Origin of the sequence: Paenibacillus sp. YIM B09110, assembly GCF_037167145.1 — a bacterium.
In the GTDB taxonomy this organism is placed as follows: Bacteria; Bacillota; Bacilli; order Paenibacillales; family Paenibacillaceae; genus Pristimantibacillus.
Genome location: NZ_JBANSP010000025.1, coordinates 67871 through 84980 on the forward strand (window position 1 = coordinate 67871; position 17110 = coordinate 84980).

At 50.8% G+C, this 17110-nt stretch carries 14 protein-coding genes; 3 read left to right on the forward strand and 11 right to left on the reverse strand.

What is annotated here, in order from left to right:
• Window positions 1–52: 52 nt before the first annotated feature.
• The 3 genes from ligD to V8F51_RS25910 form a co-directional block, all read right to left on the reverse strand.
• A complete protein-coding gene (gene ligD, locus V8F51_RS25900; protein ID WP_337103391.1) occupies window positions 53–1321 on the reverse strand; it encodes a DNA ligase D in 1269 nt (422 codons plus the stop codon).
• 84 nt (window positions 1322–1405) lie between these two features.
• On the reverse strand, window positions 1406–2212 hold the full coding sequence (locus V8F51_RS25905) for a nucleotidyltransferase domain-containing protein (RefSeq protein WP_337103392.1): 807 nt from the start codon (window positions 2210–2212) through the stop codon (window positions 1406–1408).
• Window positions 2213–2312: 100 nt separating this feature from the next.
• Window positions 2313–3035 (reverse strand): ThuA domain-containing protein, encoded by a 723-nt coding sequence (locus tag V8F51_RS25910; RefSeq protein ID WP_337103393.1) that lies wholly within the window; start codon window positions 3033–3035, stop codon window positions 2313–2315.
• A 188-nt stretch (window positions 3036–3223) separates the two neighbouring features.
• On the opposite strand from V8F51_RS25910, the gene V8F51_RS25915 reads away from it, so the two are divergent.
• The gene (locus V8F51_RS25915; RefSeq protein WP_337103394.1) at window positions 3224–4150 is read left to right on the forward strand and encodes an AraC family transcriptional regulator; all 927 of its coding nucleotides are present in this window, start codon (window positions 3224–3226) and stop codon (window positions 4148–4150) included.
• Between the two features lie 21 nt (window positions 4151–4171).
• Entirely contained in the window at window positions 4172–4387 is a 216-nt protein-coding gene (locus V8F51_RS25920; RefSeq protein WP_337103395.1) for a DNA-binding protein, read from the forward strand.
• Window positions 4388–4411: 24 nt separating this feature from the next.
• On the opposite strand, the gene V8F51_RS25925 is transcribed toward V8F51_RS25920, so the two are convergent.
• Window positions 4412–5092: an MBL fold metallo-hydrolase gene (locus V8F51_RS25925; protein ID WP_337103396.1), complete on the reverse strand. Its 681-nt coding sequence runs from the start codon at window positions 5090–5092 to the stop codon at window positions 4412–4414.
• Between the two features lie 169 nt (window positions 5093–5261).
• Between V8F51_RS25925 and thpR the strand changes: the two genes are divergently transcribed.
• Complete coding sequence (thpR, locus tag V8F51_RS25930; protein WP_337103397.1) at window positions 5262–5831, forward strand: RNA 2',3'-cyclic phosphodiesterase; 570 nt, start codon at window positions 5262–5264, stop codon at window positions 5829–5831.
• A gap of 15 nt (window positions 5832–5846) precedes the next feature.
• Here thpR and V8F51_RS25935 read toward each other — a convergent pair whose 3' ends face one another.
• The 7 genes from V8F51_RS25935 to V8F51_RS25965 all read right to left on the reverse strand — a co-directional run bounded on the left by V8F51_RS25935 (window position 5847) and on the right by V8F51_RS25965 (window position 16466).
• Window positions 5847–6752: a fumarylacetoacetate hydrolase family protein gene (locus tag V8F51_RS25935; RefSeq protein WP_337103398.1), complete on the reverse strand. Its 906-nt coding sequence runs from the start codon at window positions 6750–6752 to the stop codon at window positions 5847–5849.
• Window positions 6753–6882: 130 nt separating this feature from the next.
• A complete protein-coding gene (locus V8F51_RS25940) occupies window positions 6883–7980 on the reverse strand; it encodes a mandelate racemase/muconate lactonizing enzyme family protein (protein WP_337103399.1) in 1098 nt (365 codons plus the stop codon).
• A 21-nt stretch (window positions 7981–8001) separates the two neighbouring features.
• Window positions 8002–8781, reverse strand: coding sequence for an SDR family NAD(P)-dependent oxidoreductase (locus tag V8F51_RS25945; protein ID WP_337103400.1), 780 nt, complete (start codon window positions 8779–8781; stop codon window positions 8002–8004).
• Window positions 8782–8898: 117 nt separating this feature from the next.
• Window positions 8899–12843 carry a X2-like carbohydrate binding domain-containing protein gene (locus V8F51_RS25950; RefSeq protein WP_337103401.1) on the reverse strand — a complete coding sequence of 1315 codons (3945 nt, stop codon included), beginning with the start codon at window positions 12841–12843 and terminating at the stop codon, window positions 8899–8901.
• Window positions 12844–12939: 96 nt separating this feature from the next.
• The gene (locus V8F51_RS25955; protein ID WP_337103402.1) at window positions 12940–14616 is read right to left on the reverse strand and encodes an extracellular solute-binding protein; all 1677 of its coding nucleotides are present in this window, start codon (window positions 14614–14616) and stop codon (window positions 12940–12942) included.
• Window positions 14617–14729: 113 nt separating this feature from the next.
• Window positions 14730–15635, reverse strand: a complete 906-nt coding sequence (locus tag V8F51_RS25960; protein WP_337103403.1) for a carbohydrate ABC transporter permease — start codon at window positions 15633–15635, stop codon at window positions 14730–14732.
• 21 nt (window positions 15636–15656) lie between these two features.
• On the reverse strand, window positions 15657–16466 hold the full coding sequence (locus V8F51_RS25965) for an ABC transporter permease (RefSeq protein WP_442956491.1): 810 nt from the start codon (window positions 16464–16466) through the stop codon (window positions 15657–15659).
• Between the last annotated feature and the right edge of the window lie 644 nt (window positions 16467–17110).

Here is a 17110-nt window from a genome sequence, read left to right on the forward strand (position 1 = left end):
TTTTCTTGCGGTCTTTCATATTCGCTGATCACCTTCTCGAACAGGTTTCGAGTTAGGATACTCCGGTCTCTTTTAACCGCATAATGAGCTGTGTCAGCACACTCGAATTGTCCTGCTGCCAGAAATCAAGCATCGGACATGCCTTATCTGCAAGTCTGTCCAACACTGTGCGAAGCGTGAACGCCTCCGCATTAAGCCGCCCATTCACTTCATTCCAATACAATGGCGCTGCCACCGTCGCTTGGATACTTCCTCTCGGAGAGTATGGACATACCATCGTCTTTCCTGGGGCATGCTGGACAAAATCGACGTAAAGCCGATTTCCGCGGTTTTTCTTTAACCGTTCCGTCGTGAAGTCTGCCGGGTGCTTCTCCGTAACATACTGCGCAACAAACTGCGTAAACACTCTCGTATCCTCATAAGTTAGACGAGAGCCTGGGCCAAGCGGGATATGGATCTGCATCCCTTTGCCACCCGTTAATTTGGGATAACTTACGATTCCGAACCCATCGAATGCCGCTTTCATCTCTAAGGCCGCTTTCACGGCGAGTGACAGCTTGTCCTTGCTGGGCGGGTCCAGATCGAACACAATATCGATGGGATGCTCCCTTCCGATCGTATGAAAGGGAATGTGGAATTCAATCGCAGCTTGATTGCCCAGCCACAACAGAGTTGTTAGATCATCGCATACGATATAATCGATGTCACCTTCGACATGGCTTCGGACAAAGTCGGGGGCGTAATCGGGACGATTTTTCTGATAAAAAGATTCCCCAGGCACCCCATGAGGATACCGTATCGTCGTCAGTGTCCGATTGCGCAAAAAAGGCAGCATCAAAGAAGAAATCCGAACCAAATACGCGACATACTCTTCTTTGTCGATGCGAGCATCCGGCCATAACCATTTTGTAGGATTGGTTAGCTTCACTTTGCTACGAACGGCAGCATTATCAATAATGAGCTTGTTCCAAGTGCATTCGGACCAGTCGGCGGATAGGCGAAATGCGCGGAAGATCGGCAGCGTCAATCGATCGTTCAGCATCGATTCGAACTGCAGCTCTACGCAAATGCTTGGCTTTATCCGAATCACACCGTTATTCCCTACGTCGATTCGATTCGCCATAATCGTCTGAATGAGCGTTTGTTTCTCCTCTGGACTAAACCCGTAACCGAATGATCCAACTTCAACGATGTTCGTATTCTCTTGCAGCGCTGCAATAAAGCTTTGATTCGTTTCATCATACCCGGCAATAAAAAACAGACCGCTATACGGTCCGTTCGATTTTGGAAATAATGATGTCTTGCTCCTGTCAACTGCCATACGCGACTCCTTAATAGACTAGTAGGTTTTAGTCATCCATATACGTATAGTAAATCCCCATTGACAGCAAAATTTATTCATTTTTCATTCATGCGACAAATCATTCCACTCTTCAAATACACGATTCGCCTCTAGATGAATATAACGAAGTAATGCCGCTAGGTCGGCCAATCGCTGTTCATCCGAATAATAATAACGATCGGGAAGCCCCCTCTTTATGTTGATGGCTTCGTGTATCAGCCCATGCCACTGTTGCGGAATAACTTTCATTCCATAATACCCCGCCTCAACCTTGCTTTTTATACCATGCTCTTTCAATGTATATAGCTGCCGCAGCATGCCTAGCGTACACCATTCAACAGCTTCATCCAATTGCGTAGTCGAAATCTCTTCTAATCGATTGATCCAGCTACTCCAGTACGTATTTAAATTATCAATTACGTATCTGACCAAAATTTCCGTTGCTACATCATAATGAAAGGAATGGTCCGAACCATACACCTTAATGCCATGATTTTTGAGAACCCACCACGTAATTGGATTGATATCGGAACCATAACCGTTTGAATGCACTTGTTTATTATAGTAGGTTAGTAAAGGAGTTAACTCAGTGGGCGGTTTTCCTAGATCGCTCGCAAGCAGGTAAGCCCCCATAATGTCAGTCTGCGGAAAATCGATTTCAACCGCTTTATGAGCTGCGGTGATCATTTCTATATCAGACAATTTTGGAGGTTCTCGTAAAATAGCAATGAAATCGATATCGCTGGAGCCTTCAATAAAGTCTCCTAATGCAACCGAACCGTAAAGATAGACGGAATCAATGATCGAATAGTCTTCACCGAAACCACTACATAACTTACTCATGATTGATTGAACGACTTGCGGCAGCATAACTAGCTCCTTTCAGGATAGTAAAACTAGACTGTACCTACAACAATTATACATATAAAAAGACGCCAGGAACGTATCCACGTTCCGGCGTCTCCTTGCTTTATTTAGGCGATATAGTCTCAAGCGGTTTCGCATTGCCATATACAGGACGCTGGCGCTCTACAGGCTTAGCCCATTTCACGGCGTTCGTAATGACGCGTTGAACGTCTTTGTTGTAATAAGTCGGATACGTTTCATGGCCCGGTCTGAAGTAGAATACTTTGCCGTTTCCGCGGTTGAACGTGCATCCGCTGCGGAAAATTTCGCCGCCTTCGAACCAGCTAGTGAAGATTAGCTCGTCCGGTGCAGGAATATCGAAGTGCTCGCCGTACATTTCTTCCTTCTCGAGCTCGATGTATTCCCCGATGCCTTCCGCGATCGGATGACTTGGCGCCACGACCCATAGGCGCTCCTTCTCATCGGCTTCGCGCCATTTCAGATCGCAGCTCGTCCCCATCAGCACTTTGAAGATTTTGGAGAAATGGCCCGAGTGAAGGACGATCAGCCCCATCCCATCCAGTACGCGCTGGCGAACCTTCTGTACGATCTCGTCTTGTACTTGATCGTGGGCAAGATGTCCCCACCATATGAGTACTTCTGTATTATTCAATACCTCATCCGTTAAACCGTGCTCAGGCTCATCCAAAGTAGCTGTGCCAGCTTCATATCCAGCCTCCTTCAAAAAGGATGCGATTGTGCCATGTATGCCCTCAGGATATATTTCGCCGACAAGCGGATTTTGTTTCTCATGACGATTTTCATTCCATACCGTTACTTTAACCATGTAGAAGAACTCTCCTTTTTGTTAATGTTATTATTACTCCCAGTATAGAAAACGCGGCCCATCATGGAAATGCTTAATCATGCCTCTTTTGTATTCAAAAATGTTATACTTCTTCTTAAAGCGGATGCTTCCGATGCGAGTTTTGTTCCACTCTCGTTCCGCAAAACTTTAGGAGGTGCTCATCCATCATGTCATATATGGACACGAATGCCGAAGCGATTAACGAAGAGGTCATCTACCAGAACCCGCTGCTGTTTCTGAAAATATGGGAAATCAGCTCGAATGCTAGCCATTACAGCCCGGTGGAGAACCAACCCTGGCATAATCATAAAGAAGTCGAATTTCTAGCGATATTGAAAGGAAACTTAGGCGTCCAAAGCAAGCACAATTACGTTGTCCTTGAACCGGGTGACGTTATGGTGCTCGGAGCCTCACAGCCTCATCGAACGCACAAGCCCAACGCCGACGACCATCACTATATTGTGTTCCAGATCGATCTTGGCAAACATTTTGACCAGAGCACGATGCCGTATTTATCCTGCTTCTCGGAGCATACGGAACCGCTGGATAATCTGAACTACATTTTCAATAGCAACGACGCCGCCAAGCAGGAAGCGCATGACTTCATCATGGATATTTTCCATGAATCGCAGCAGCGCTCGAGAGGTTATGAAATTGCCGTAAGCGCTGCCATCAAGCGTCTCTTACTGCTCATGTTAAGAAACGATAGCCGAGGCGTATTAAAGGATACGGAGGAAACGGACTTAGTCCGCTTCAGGCCCGTTCTTGACTATATTGACACGCATCTCGATGAGAAAATCAGCGTAGAGGAAGTATGCGCTTTGCTGAATCTGAGTTATCATTATTTCATCAAATATTTCAAAAAAACGATGGGGCTTTCCTTCGTGGAATACGTCAATTACAAACGAATCAAGAAAGCCGAATTGCTTCTGCTGACAAGCGATCTTAATATTATGGATGTGAGCTGCGAGGTCGGCATCACCAACATGGCCCAATTCTACAAGCTGTTCAAGCGGCATAACGGCTGCTCGCCTAGAGAATTCAAGCTGCTCATGCGCAGCGGTTCCAAAGTAATCGAGATGCAGCAGGAGTAGTTCTAAATAAGGAGAGATACGATGGAAACATTCGACAAATCTGCGCAACAAACTGATTTACCTAAGATCAGCAGCCCAGCTACTCGTGCGCTCGCTCAGGCTGGTTATTTTAAGCTTGAGCAGTTTACTAAGGTTACGGAGGAAGACATCCTCAAACTGCATGGCGTAGGTGCTAAAGGGATTCGAATACTGAATGAAGCTCTCCAAGCAAGAGGTCTGTCTTTTGCGCAGAAGTGAATGTTTAGTCTAGAATTACATCGTTTATTGCCCAGCTTCTAAGATTTCACTCAGCCGATCGGCGATATGATCTGTGCACACGCCGCCATGATACGTGATGACCGTATCGATCGCTAGCTCTTGAAACTTAGCTACGGACTTCGTTGCCAGCTGATGATCAAGCGTGAACTTCAGATCGAAAGACTGGAGAACGCCGTCTCGGGACGTTAAGGCATCCCCTGCTATTAAGGTTTTGCTAGGCATATGGTAGAGCGATATATGATCCGGCGTATGGCCGGGCGTGTGTATGACTTGAATGCCGCCGGCGTAAGGAAGGATATCGTCGTCTTGTAGCCTAACGTCCACTTTCACAGGCGATGAAACGATGATTTTGCTTTTAATAAGTGGAATCTCACCAGCCAAGTAAGGTACCGCATCTTCATGAGCCAGTACTTGAACAGCGCCCTCTGAAGCTTGCACAAGATCAGATAGGCTGCCGATATGGTCGCGATCTTGGTGCGTAATGATGATTTTAGTTAATTTGTTGAACGGAAAAGACTGCTGCTCCAACAGCTCGCGGATAAGCTCTAACTGACCGTGCAGCCCTGTATCTACGAGAATGACATCCTGATCATCCCATAGCAGAGTCGGATACACCACAAACGGCGTACCATTGGCATCCATCGTTAATTGAATCGCTTTTATTCCTTCATTGGGTAATGTCATCTGGCGCAACATCCTCTCTCAACCTTTAATGAACGACAAGCTTATTTTACCACCAGCTAGGATCGTAGAGCAAAGAAACGAACAACCACTTCAGTCGAAGTGGTTGTTTGTGCTCTGAGAAGTTAGGCTACACTATTTTCGTATCCTAAGATCGGAAGGGGAATTGATCATGAGTAAGCCTCATGCGGAAAATATCCGTTTATTTATAGCACTGCCTTTGCCGATTCAAATAAAGGATCAGTTGAAACGATGGGTCCAGCAAAATAAAGGAAGTCTTCCATTTCGCAAATGGACGCATCCTGACGATTACCATATAACGCTTCAGTTTCTCGGAGAACTGCCGGCCGATAAGCTTGAGGATCTCAACATTGCGTTAGCAGACATTCACTATCCAACCTTCGAATTACATCTCGCCGAAGTCGGGACGTTCGGACCTCCCGTAGCGCCAAGGGTATTATGGGCAGCCGTTGACGGCGACCTTTCACAATTGACCGCTCTGCACGGTGAGGTCGTGAAGAAAACGAGTCCGCTCGGATTTGTTCCGGAGGAGCGTTCTTACAAGCCGCATATTACGCTGGCCAGAACGTTTGCCGGCGAGGGCAGCTTGGATGTGACGGCTTTCTCCAGCTTTCGCTCATCGGAACGATGGTTAGTTGACCATTTTGTTCTTATGCGCACTCATCTGAACACGTCGCCCATGTATGAAGTCATAGGCAAATACCCCCTACAACTTCGATAGGGGGTATTACCGCCATTATGCCTCGCTTACCATACGATTCGTTAATTGACCCAAACCTTCGATCTCAATCGTTACGATGTCGCCGGGCTTTAAATATACGCGCTTGTCGACCGGATAACCGAGCACGACGCCTTCCGGTGTCCCCGTTAATATGATATCGCCAGGTACAAGCGTCATATGCCGGGAAATATAGCTGACGACCTCATCGCAATGGAAAATCATATCCGATGTATTCGAATGCTGGCGCTCGTCCCCATTCACGAAGCATTTGATAACCAACGCGTTCGGATCAGCGATCTCATCCTTTGTAACCAAATAAGGTCCAAGCGGACTGAAACCATCGCAGCTTTTGCCGAGCAGCCACTGCGAGGTTCTCATCTGCAGCTCGCGAGCGGATAAATCATTGGCGCAACAGTAGCCGAATACATGGTCAAGCGCTTGCTCCTTGCCGACGTTTTTGGCTGTACGGCCGATGACGATAACGAGTTCCGCCTCATAATCGACTTGGCTCGTCACCTGTTCCGGCAATACGACGTCTTGAAGATGGCCCGTCAGCGTATTATTGAACTTATTGAACAGAATCGGAAATTCCGGAATGGCCGCATTCGTTTCAATCGCATGCTGCCTGTAATTAAGCCCCACGCAAATGATTTTGTTCGGAGCCGGCACGCAGGGGCCGAATTGGACCTCCTCTTCGCGAAGCAGCAAGTCATTCCCGTGATCTGGCGATTGGAGCAAAAGCTCCACATAGCTGTTCAAGCTTTCCACTGCGCTCTCGCCTCCGGCTATAACGTCCATGATTGACGTCGGAACCTCGGAATCCGGCAAGCGCTCGAGGGCGGATAAAATATCGATAATGCCGTCGCTCCGTTTTACCCCAAGTCTGTATTGTCCCTCTTGATTAATCGCCACGACCTTCATTTTGGTTGTTTGCCCCTTCGCTCCTTAGTATGTTAAGCAGCTTTCCATAAGCTCACCGTCAACGCACCGCGAGCAACCCATCATGCAATACGGCGTTAACTCTTATATTATACGTTGAATAGTCCAAGCGCTATCTAATCCTGAATTGATCAAAATATCGGGGGATGATTTCCGTCGATGCCCCCGGCATTTCCGGCAAAATGTAATGGCCGTCCTTAACCGTTGCCGGCTCCACAAAGATCGTTCGGATCCATGGAATATACTCGAGCATGATCGCCCCTTGCGTAGCCGCCACCAAATGCTGATGGATTTGACCCATATCGCCAACGTGCGGGCATATCGGCACGTCATACGATGCGGCAAGTCCGGCTACCTGAATCCATTCCGTTATGCCGGCAACCCGAGTCACGTCCACCTGGCAATACTCTACCGCCCCTTGATGAATATAGTCGCGGAACGCATATTTCGAATAAACATGCTCACCGAGCGCGATCGGAACGTTCAATGCATCTGCAAGCTTCTTATGGCCGGCAATGTCGTCTGGATTCAGAGGCTCCTCCAGCCAAAACAAATGAAACTCCTCCAACCTTTTTCCCCACGTCATCGCCGTATTGATATTCCATTGCTGGTTCACGTCGATCATAAAGTTGACTTGGTCGCCAATCGCCGCGCGCACGGCCTTCACGCGGTCGTAGTCTTCATGCGGATCGGGCTTGCCCACCTTGATCTTCACTCCGGTAAAGCCTTGCTCCACGATTTCCGTAACATCCTTCAGCAAGCGGTCCTTCGACCAATTCAGCCAGCCGCCGTTCGTATTATACGCTTTGATCCCTTTGCTCTTATGCCCGCCGAGATATTGCCACAGCGGTTTATTGGACGCCTTCGCCATAATATCCCACAACGCGATATCGACGGCAGCAAGCGCCATATGGGTGATGCCAGCGCGTCCGATCCAATGCATTTTGCCGTAACGCAGCGTATCCCATATTTCTTTGACCATGAACGGGTCTTTGCCGATCAACTCCGGTGCATAGTAACGGTCGATCGTATCCACAATCATAGAATCGCCATGAGCGCAGGTCCCTGTGTAACCATATCCGACAAATCCCTCATCGGTGAAAATACGTACGCCTGACAGCCCCCAATGCGTAGCCACATTAATGGCGTCCGTAATAGGCGGATCGATCGGAACATGCAGGATAAACGTTTCTACCTTTGTTATTTTCATATCATACGCTCCCTTAATGGATTAATAGCCGAGTGAAGCGCCGCCCTCTACCGGCAGCGCGACGCCTGTTATAAATGAGGCTTGCTCGGAAGCCAGAAACATTACCGCTTGCGCTACTTCCGCCGGCGCAGCCGGGCGACCGAGAGCATGCATATCGTTCAGAAGTCGAATCGTTGCCGCCGGATCTTCCTGCTGCGCGGTCCATGCTTCCAATAGCGGCGTCGAGACGCCCGCCGGACATATGGCGTTAACCCGAATGCCGTCAGCCGCAAGGTCGAGCGCAAGCGACTTCGTCAGCGCGATGATGCCGCCTTTCGTAGCGGCGTAGATCGGATTGTTGCGCTGGCCCGTCAATCCGTTGAGCGAAGCCATATTCACGATCGTTCCCTTGGATGCGCGCAGCAGAGGCAATGCATGCTTGATCATCAAGTAAACGCTTTTCAGATTCACAGCGATCAATCGGTCGAAATCTTCACTCTCGATGTCCTCGATCCGCTTCGGCATAATGATCGAGGCGTTATTGTAAAGCACGTCTAATCGGCCGCATAGTTGCCGTACTTGCTCAAGCAAGCTGATCACGTCCGCTTCTCGCGACACGTCGGTTCGTATCGGTACTGCTCTGGCAAGCCCGGTTGCTGAGGGATATTTGCCGGTAAGCTCATTGGCGAGTCGGATCGCTTCTTCCCCGTTCCGGTCGGCAATGACTACGCATGCCCCTTCTCCCGCGAACAGCTCCGCGCTGACCTCGCCGATGCCCGAAGCGCCGCCCGTGACGAGCACGACTTTATTCGTAAACCTCATGCGCATCACTTCCTTATCGATTCCGTTTGCAGTCCTCATGCTTCCCTATGTGTAATACGGTAAAGGACCGAGCTCTCTTCAAGCCCCGAGAACCCGGTCCTTCATCTCTTGACTGCGCTAGTCAACCTTGTATTTGATTTGATCCACCAGCATCACGCCGCCTGAAGCTTTAACTCCTTTGATCGTATGCGGTCCGTTAGCCAAACCGTTTAGGTTAAAAATCGTTTTTCCCGTCAATCGGCTGGCATGATAAGCGCTGACCGTCTGAACAAAGACGCCGTCCACATAGATATCGATATTGCCCTGCTGAGGCCCTTTTGGTCCGATCAGTGACACGCCTTCTCCGATAAAGGAATACTCGAAGAAATCGCCGTTCGATTCCGAGTATTGCACATCCTGCCGGTAATCGGATTTGAAAGAGAGCGTCAGTGCCGCGGTACCTGCAGGCAGTGTTGCCAAGTATTGCTTCTTCACGGTTAACTGATTTCCAGACAGCTTGTAATCCTTGTTCGGCTTCAGGTTGTATCCGCCGTTCGAAATGCCGATCAAATTGCTTGCGTCGACTGCCAGCGTAACGACTACGTCTTCCTTCTCGGGAAGGTTTTTATCGAAAATGTCCTTATCCGGCGTTAACCGCGACGCCTTCTGTACCCGCAATTGATCGAGCAGCATATACGAACCCGATTGCTTCACTGCCTTGAGCGTATGGACGCCGTCCGGCAAGTCTGCGATGACGTACAGCGGTTCCTGAGCAACCCTGCTGCCGCGATACGCGCTTACCGTCTGTTGGAACTGGCCGTCTACATAAATGTCGACGTCCCCTTGCGACGTATCCATTTCTGTCAACAGCTCGATGCCCGTGCCATGGAACGTATATTCGAAGAACGCGCCGTTCGTTTCGGCGAAATGGACATCGTCTTTAAAGTCACCGAATGCCCGATTTCTGCTATGCTGCCATGCTCCCGAATACGCAATGCCCGCGTCCGCGTCGTTCACCGAGACGAACCGGCCTCTAGACGTATCGCGTACCGCGACGGCCAGATCTTGCGGGGACCCTTCCGTAAAGGAGAGCGTCAAATTCGCCATGCCGATATCAAGCCCCGCCAAGTAGCCCCGCTTCAGCGTTAATTGATTGCCGGATACCTCGTAATCCGCCCCTTCGGTCAACAACGTTGCGCCGTTCGTTACTTCGGTAAGCAAGTTGCCGTTCAGCGTAAGCGTAACGGTCGGTTCGTCCTGTTCCGATACTTGCTGGTCGAAGCTTACCGTCGTAGGGCTGATCGAGCTTTGCAGCACCTGCGATGCCGACGTCACCTTCAATTCGTCGAGCAGCATGTAACTGCCCGATTTTTTCACCGCTTTCAGCGTATGCGCGCCTTCCGGCAGATCGGCCGCCGAATAAACGGTTTGCCTTGCAAGTCGGCTCGAATGGTAAGTATCGACCGTTTCTTGGAATACGCCATCTAAATAGATGTCCACTTCCCCTTGCGAGGAATCTTTCTCCGTGACGTATTCAATACTGGAACCGGTAAATTCATATTCGAAATAATCGCCGTTCGCCTCCGTGTAATGAACGTCATCGTTGTAATCGCCAAGCCCGCGGCTCCAGCTATACCCCCACGCGCCACTATACGATATGGCCGAATCATTGTCGTTAAGCGAGAGGATTTGTCTTGTTGTATCTATAACTGCGATCGTCAGCATCGCCGTTTCGCTTCCGGCGAAAGAGAAGACAAGCCTAGTCGTGCCTTCCGGCTCCGCGGCCAGGTATTCTTTCTTAATCGTTACCTCGCTCCCCGAAACGGTGTAGTCCGTTCCCGATACGAGCGCCGTTCCGCCGTTCGCGATGCCTGATAAAGCCGGACCGCCGGGCGTAAGCTCGACCGTTACGTCCCTTTGCAGCGCAGTCTTCTTGTTAAAGCTGCCTTCGGCAGGGAGAATCAGATCCGGCTTGATCACCTTCAGCTTATCCAGCAGCATGAAGATGCCCGATTTCTTCACTGCTTTCAACGTGTGGACGCCATCCGTCAAGCCGTTAACGGCATACACCGTTTGCTGGGCAAGCCTGTTCGAATCGTAAGTGTCGACGGTTTCTTGGAAAACCCCGTCCAAGTAAATATCGATTTCGCCCTGCGAGTCGTGTTTCTCCGTGATCAACTCGATGCCCGTGCCGGTGAACTCGTATTCGAAATAATCGCCGTTCGCCTCCGTAAAGTGGACGTCATCGCCGTAATCGCCTAACCCGCGATTCCAGCTGCGATGCCACGAGCCGGTATAGGCGATTGCCGAATCATCGTCGTTCAAGTTCACGATGACGCCGTCCGTCGTATCGCTGACCGTGATCGACAACGTCTGTGCCAAACCGGCGCTGAAGCCTACGGTCAGCTTCGTCTCCCCTAGGGGAAGTCCGGCGGCATACTCCTTCTTGATCGTCAAAGTCGAGCCGGACACTGTGTAATCAGTCCCGTTCGATAGAGCCGCGCTCCCGTTCGAAACACTGCTTAACGTATTGCCGTTAAGCGTCAACGAAATCGGAATGTCGGCCCTAGCGGCAGGCTTCTTGTTGAACTTCACCGAGCTTGGTTCGATGAGACTGTTCTGAACGCGGGAGTCGGACACGGACACAAGCAGGTTTTGCTTGCCTCCCGTTTCCTCGTAACCTCCGTTCTTGCTCCAAGCCCCTTCGTAGGTGAAGCCGTGATCGTCGTCATTGGCGCTAACCGTCCCGCCTTGCGGCGTCACTTTAAGCAAACGAGAGCCATGGGCAGCCAAATTCGCCGAGCTAAAGCTATTGTTGAAATTTCCAAGCTCCGACTTGCTCCACAGATCGCGGACCGATGCTGGGCCTGATAATCCGATGTCGCTCCAGTCGACCTCCACCGTTGCGGCCGCATCGTCCAAATTGAATAAAGCAACCGTAAAGCTGCCGTCTCCGTTATTGGCATACCAGACCTGCTGATCGGTCTCGGTCGACAGCGGACGAGTCGGGCGGCCGTTCTGGTTGACCGCGATGACCTCCTCGTTCGTAAGCAGCTCAAGGCCGTAGCTGTCCAAATTCGTCATATCGTTGCCGATATAGAGCGGCGCGGCGGACATCGCCCACAGCGTCATGGCCGTCTTGCGCTCGTCTTGCGTAATGCCGTCCATCGCCCCGTTGCCAACGTTGAGCGAGTCGAAGTCGTTCCAGCCGCCCGGCTTGCCGTGCGGCCACCATTGCTCTGCTTTCGGGAATAGTCTTGCGATGCTGCTCCAGCTCGTAAGCCCTGCCGTACCGCAGTAGCATTCAATATCCCAGTCAACGCGCCAGCCGTTGGCATACTGCTTCCAGGTGTCTATGTAGTTGATGTCCAGTGCCCACGACAGCTCCAGCCATATGCCGTGCGGCGCAAGCGCAGCCGACCATGCGGCCACGTCGTCGCGCGCGTCCAGCGACAGGTCGGAGATGCCCGATCCCGGCGTCACGCTGTCGAATTTGAGAAAGTCGATGCCCCATTCGGCATACAAATCCGCGATGGAGTTAATGTAGCTCTGGGCGCAAGGGTTCGAGAAATCGATCTTGTAGCCGAGATTCCAATAGTCCGCCTGCGCAAGCGGCTGAGCGGCGATATCCTGCATCGAACAGCCCGGAGCGCCGTAGATGGGCAGATCGTCCTCGTAAGCTTGCGGCGACAAGCCCGGAATGCCGTAGATGCCGATCTTCTGATCGTTCGCATGAACGTAGTCGATCACTTCCTGGAAGCCGTTCGGATAATGCGTCGTGCTTGGAATCGGGCGTCCGTATCCATCCATGCTTCCGTTCCAGCCAGCGTCAATGTTGATGTACTCGTAGCCATATGGCTGCAGGAGCGTATGCATCGCATCGGATTGCGCTTTGATCTGGGCGGCGGATATAATGCTGCTGTTCCCGCTGTACACCTGCATGCTGAAGCTGCTCCAGCCCATGTACGGCTTTAGTCCGAGGCCGTTGTCCGCAGCTTCGGCTACGTTTGTTGCAGGAGGCACATACGCGAACTGCACCGCAAGCAATACGAAAGCAAGGAAAGACATCTGCCATTTTCTCATCGACTTACCCACTTCATTCATCCCCTTTAACGTTAAAGTAGAGCAGAAAGCCCGGATCGTTGTATATCCAGGCTTTCTGCTAATTCATGCTTTTCGTTATTTATTCGAGGCGTCGTATGCTTTTTGCAAAATTTCCAAGTAACGGTCTACTTTCAGATCCTTCAATCCTTTGACATAAGCGTCCCAATCTTTGGTCAGATCCTTGTTGCCAGTAACGAATTGCAACGCGCTCTGCTCTACGTATTTGCGAAGGTTCGTCTGAAGAATGCTCGCTTCGTCGGCTTCCGCGGGATCAACCCATACCGACCAGAGCGGGAACAGCTCCTTAGGCTCATGGCCTTGGTAAAGCAGCGTCGCTTGGTAGAGACGACGCTCGTAAGCGTTGGAATCGTAAATGTCGGTTCCTTGCACGAAGCTGTCGCGGTACTCGGAAGGCATATAGAAGTGGCCCATGCCGCTCCAGCCGGCATTGCGCGGCGCTTCCCCTTCAGCCGCAGGGATCGGCTTGATCATTGCTTTGACGCCTTCGCCCAGCGCTACGTCGTCAGGACCCGGACGCTCCCAATCGATGCCTTCCATACCGGATGCCGCATTCGTCTGACCTTCCCATGTGAACATGTAGTCGACAAGCTTAATGAGTGCGATTTGCGCTTCTTTGCTCGCTTTGTTCGTAATGACGAACTTCGCGCCAGGCGCCACGCCGCCGCCGTCATGCGTCGCGAACGATGCGCCGTTCGGGCCCGTAAGCGGAGGAAGCGGATTGTAGTCGGCCGAATATTTATTGCCCTTGTCGATATTGACGAAGATGGCGGGATGCATGCCCGCGCCGGCGCCGAGAATTTGCGTGTCCGCGTTTTCGCCGATTTTTTTGAACGCTTCCGCGTTTTGGGTGAATGCGCCCGGATCGATCAAGCCTTCGTCATACAGGGACTTAGCGTAGGCGAGTCCTTGTTTCCACTCTTCCTTAGTGGCAGCGGACTCCACTTTACCGTTTGTCAGGTTCAAGTAGTTCCGGTCGTCATTGTAGACGAAGCCGTTCATGAGGAACGGAAGAATCCTTACGCCGAAGTCCTCGGTCGAGCCGCTGAGCGGAACTTCGTCCTTCGCGCCGTTTCCGTTCGGATCATCGTTCTTGAACGCGCGCAGCACATCGCGGAATTGATCAGGCGTCGTAGGCATCTCCAGGTTCAGCTTCTCCAGCCATGAAGTGTTCAGCCATAGCTTATTCGGATACGAACAGTGGAAACATTGCGAATAAGCCACGAGACCGTAGATGTTGCCGTCAGGCGCCGTATTAAACGCCTTCAGATCGGCATTCGATTCCATAGCCGCTTTGATATTCGGCGCATATTCGTCGATCAGATCGTTAAGCGGCACGATAACGCCTTGCTTTCCGTACTTCAAGACGTCCGTCTGCGTGAACTGATCCACGTAACCCGTAAGAATGTAGGCATCCGGGTAGTCGCCGCTCGCTAGCGAGATTTGACGTTTCTCCTTCGCGCCGTCGGACGGGATGACCTCGAAGTTCAGCTTCATGTTGAACATGTCCTGCACATGCTGAGTGAATTTGTTCGTTGGCAGATCGATGCTTTGGTCCTGCACGGCAAACACGCTAATCTCTACCGGAGCAGCTGGCTTCTCACCGGTTTCTCCCGACTCCTTAGGCGGCGTCGTGGCGTTGTTACTCGGTTGATTATTGTTGGACGAGCATGCGGCAAGCACCAAGCTTACCGACAAAACGATGGCGAACAAACCCGCGATTCTCTTTTTCAATGGTATCGCTCCCTTTTTAATAAATGGATGATTGTCTTAACGCGAACGCGAAGCAAGACGTGCAATTGGATATAAGCCCCACCTCCTTAAAAGTTGATCAAAGCAAAATTTGCTTAACCTTTTACCGAACCTACCATCATCCCTTGCACGAAGTAGCGCTGAACGAACGGGTAGATGACCAGCACGGGCAGCGTTGCCACGACGATGAGCGAATACTTGAGCAGCTCTGCAAGCTGCTGCCGCTCAACCTGCTTCATGGCATCGTTCAATCCCGCGGCGCTGTTGTTCTGAATAATGATGCTTCGCAAAATGAGCTGCAGAGGGAATTTGTCTGCGGTTTTCAAGTAGATTAACGCATCGAAATACGCATTCCACTGGCCGACGGCGTACATAAGCACGAGAACGGCAATGATCGGCATGGATAACGGAACAACGATACTCCGCAGGAAGCGCAAATCACTGCAGCCATCTATCTCGCTCGCCTCGAACAACTCGTCTGGGATCGAGGACTGGAAGAAGGATCTTGCGATAATGACCTGCCATACCCAGATCGCATTCGGAATGAGCAGCGCCCATCTGGAATCGATGAGACCAACTTCCTTGACGACCATGTACGTCGGAATGAGACCGCCGCTGAACAGCAGCGTGAACGTAATGAGCATCATAAGGGCGTTCCGTCCGAAAAACGTTTTGCGGGACAACGGATAGGCGATCATGATGGTTAAAGCGACGCTGATGAGCGTACCCGCTCCCGTATAGAAGATCGAGTTGCCGTAACCGGACACCACCTGCTTCGTTTGGAACAGCACCTTGAAGCCTTCCAGCGAGATGTCTACCGGCCACAACCACACTTTGCCGGATGTGACGGCCGCCGGACTGCTGATAGAGCTGCTGACGATATAGATAAGCGGATAAAGAACCGCGACGAGCACGAGACACAGAATGGCATAGATGATGAATAGGAACAATTTGTCCCCGGCCGAATCCTTGATTTTATGATTGGTTCTAATGGCTGACATGGCGCTTATGCTCCCCTTTCCTTACCAGATGCTCGTGTTCGAGAACCGCTTGGCTAAGCTGTTCACCGTCGTAAGCAGAATGAGATTAATGACGGAATTGAACAAACCAACGGCCGTCGCGAAGCTGTAGTTGGCGTTCAGCAAGCCAACGCTGTACACGTAAGTCGCGATGATTTCCGAATTCACGAGATTGAGCGGATTTTGCAGCAGATAGATTTTCTCGAAGCCGATCGCCATGACGCTGCCTACGTTCAAGATAAGAACGATCATAATGGTAGGCAGAATGCCCGGAAGATCGACGTGGACGATTTTTTGGAACCTGGATGCTCCGTCGACCTTGGCCGCTTCATACAAGGTCGGATCGATGCCGGCCAATGCCGCCAAATAGATGACCGCCGTGTACCCTGCCGTCTGCCAAATGTCCGACCATACGTAGATGGAGCGGAACATTTCCGGTTCGCCAAGAAAATTGATCGAATCCAATCCAAGCCCGTTCATCGCAATATTGACGAAGCCGAGCCTCGGCGACAGAAACAGCATGATGATGGAAACCATAACGACCGTCGAAATGAAATACGGCGCGAAGGATACCATTTGCACGATCTTCTTGAACCGTCCGCTTCGCACCTCGTTCAGCATTAATGCGAGCAAAATCGGAATCGGAAAACCCGCCAGCAGCAAATATCCACTGATAAGCAGCGTATTTTTGACGAGCGGCCAAAACATCGGATTATCGAAAAACAAATTGAAGTTTTTCATCCCAACCCACGGGCTGCCCCAAATACCCTTAATTACGTTGTAATCTTTGAAGGCGAGCACCGTATTGATCATCGGGTAATACTTGAAGATAAGAAAAAACAGCAGCGGGGGCACAACAATCAGATAAAGTTGCCAATGCTTCTTTATGCTTCTGCCCGCTTCCTCCAGCAGCCCTCGCTTCTTGCTTCGCCCGATAGCGCCTTCATTTGTGTGTAAAGCTAGTTGTTCCTTCAGAACGATCCCTCCCTAAGTCACTTGCCGCGATGAAATGACAGCGCTTTCTATACCGCTGATCATAACGGGCAGCAGGGTCGCCAAGGAAGGTACAGTTGCTCGTTTTTAGGTACAGTTGCCCCTTTTTGGCAGGTGCAAATGTCCGTTTTGCGTACGTTTTCGTCAAGTATGGTCTGCTTATCGCATTCTCCAGTCCCTTCGAGCGATTTGCCGCCACCGCCACCGTCACCACCACTTAGTCCTCAATAGTTTCATTTGGTCGAACTAATTCCAGCACCAGCATCTAGAGTGTTCAAATAGATGCATATCGTCGAACTAAATCGCGTCATTTCCACCAGCACGCGCCCTACATGCGGTTTAGTTGCACGAAATCGAACTAATTGGCTATTTGTCTCATGCGAGAGCCAATTAATTTCACGAAAAGCCACTATTGTACTCAAGCGCCTTACGAGTCATTAAAAAAGAGCCGTCCCGCAAAGTCA

Bases quoted from the DNA above. Each gene is read 5' to 3' on its own strand.
- ligD (WP_337103391.1), bottom strand. From the start codon at position 1,321: ATGGCAGTTGACAGGAGCAAGACATCATTATTTCCAAAATCGAACGGA.
- V8F51_RS25905 (WP_337103392.1), bottom strand. From the start codon at position 2,212: ATGCTGCCGCAAGTCGTTCAATCAATCATGAGTAAGTTATGTAGTGGT.
- V8F51_RS25910 (WP_337103393.1), bottom strand. From the start codon at position 3,035: ATGGTTAAAGTAACGGTATGGAATGAAAATCGTCATGAGAAACAAAAT.
- V8F51_RS25915 (WP_337103394.1), top strand. From the start codon at position 3,224: ATGTCATATATGGACACGAATGCCGAAGCGATTAACGAAGAGGTCATC.
- V8F51_RS25920 (WP_337103395.1), top strand. From the start codon at position 4,172: ATGGAAACATTCGACAAATCTGCGCAACAAACTGATTTACCTAAGATC.
- V8F51_RS25925 (WP_337103396.1), bottom strand. From the start codon at position 5,092: ATGACATTACCCAATGAAGGAATAAAAGCGATTCAATTAACGATGGAT.
- thpR (WP_337103397.1), top strand. From the start codon at position 5,262: ATGAGTAAGCCTCATGCGGAAAATATCCGTTTATTTATAGCACTGCCT.
- V8F51_RS25935 (WP_337103398.1), bottom strand. From the start codon at position 6,752: ATGAAGGTCGTGGCGATTAATCAAGAGGGACAATACAGACTTGGGGTA.
- V8F51_RS25940 (WP_337103399.1), bottom strand. From the start codon at position 7,980: ATGAAAATAACAAAGGTAGAAACGTTTATCCTGCATGTTCCGATCGAT.
- V8F51_RS25945 (WP_337103400.1), bottom strand. From the start codon at position 8,781: ATGAGGTTTACGAATAAAGTCGTGCTCGTCACGGGCGGCGCTTCGGGC.
- V8F51_RS25950 (WP_337103401.1), bottom strand. From the start codon at position 12,843: ATGAGAAAATGGCAGATGTCTTTCCTTGCTTTCGTATTGCTTGCGGTG.
- V8F51_RS25960 (WP_337103403.1), bottom strand. From the start codon at position 15,635: ATGTCAGCCATTAGAACCAATCATAAAATCAAGGATTCGGCCGGGGAC.
- V8F51_RS25965 (WP_442956491.1), bottom strand. From the start codon at position 16,466: ATGATCAATACGGTGCTCGCCTTCAAAGATTACAACGTAATTAAGGGT.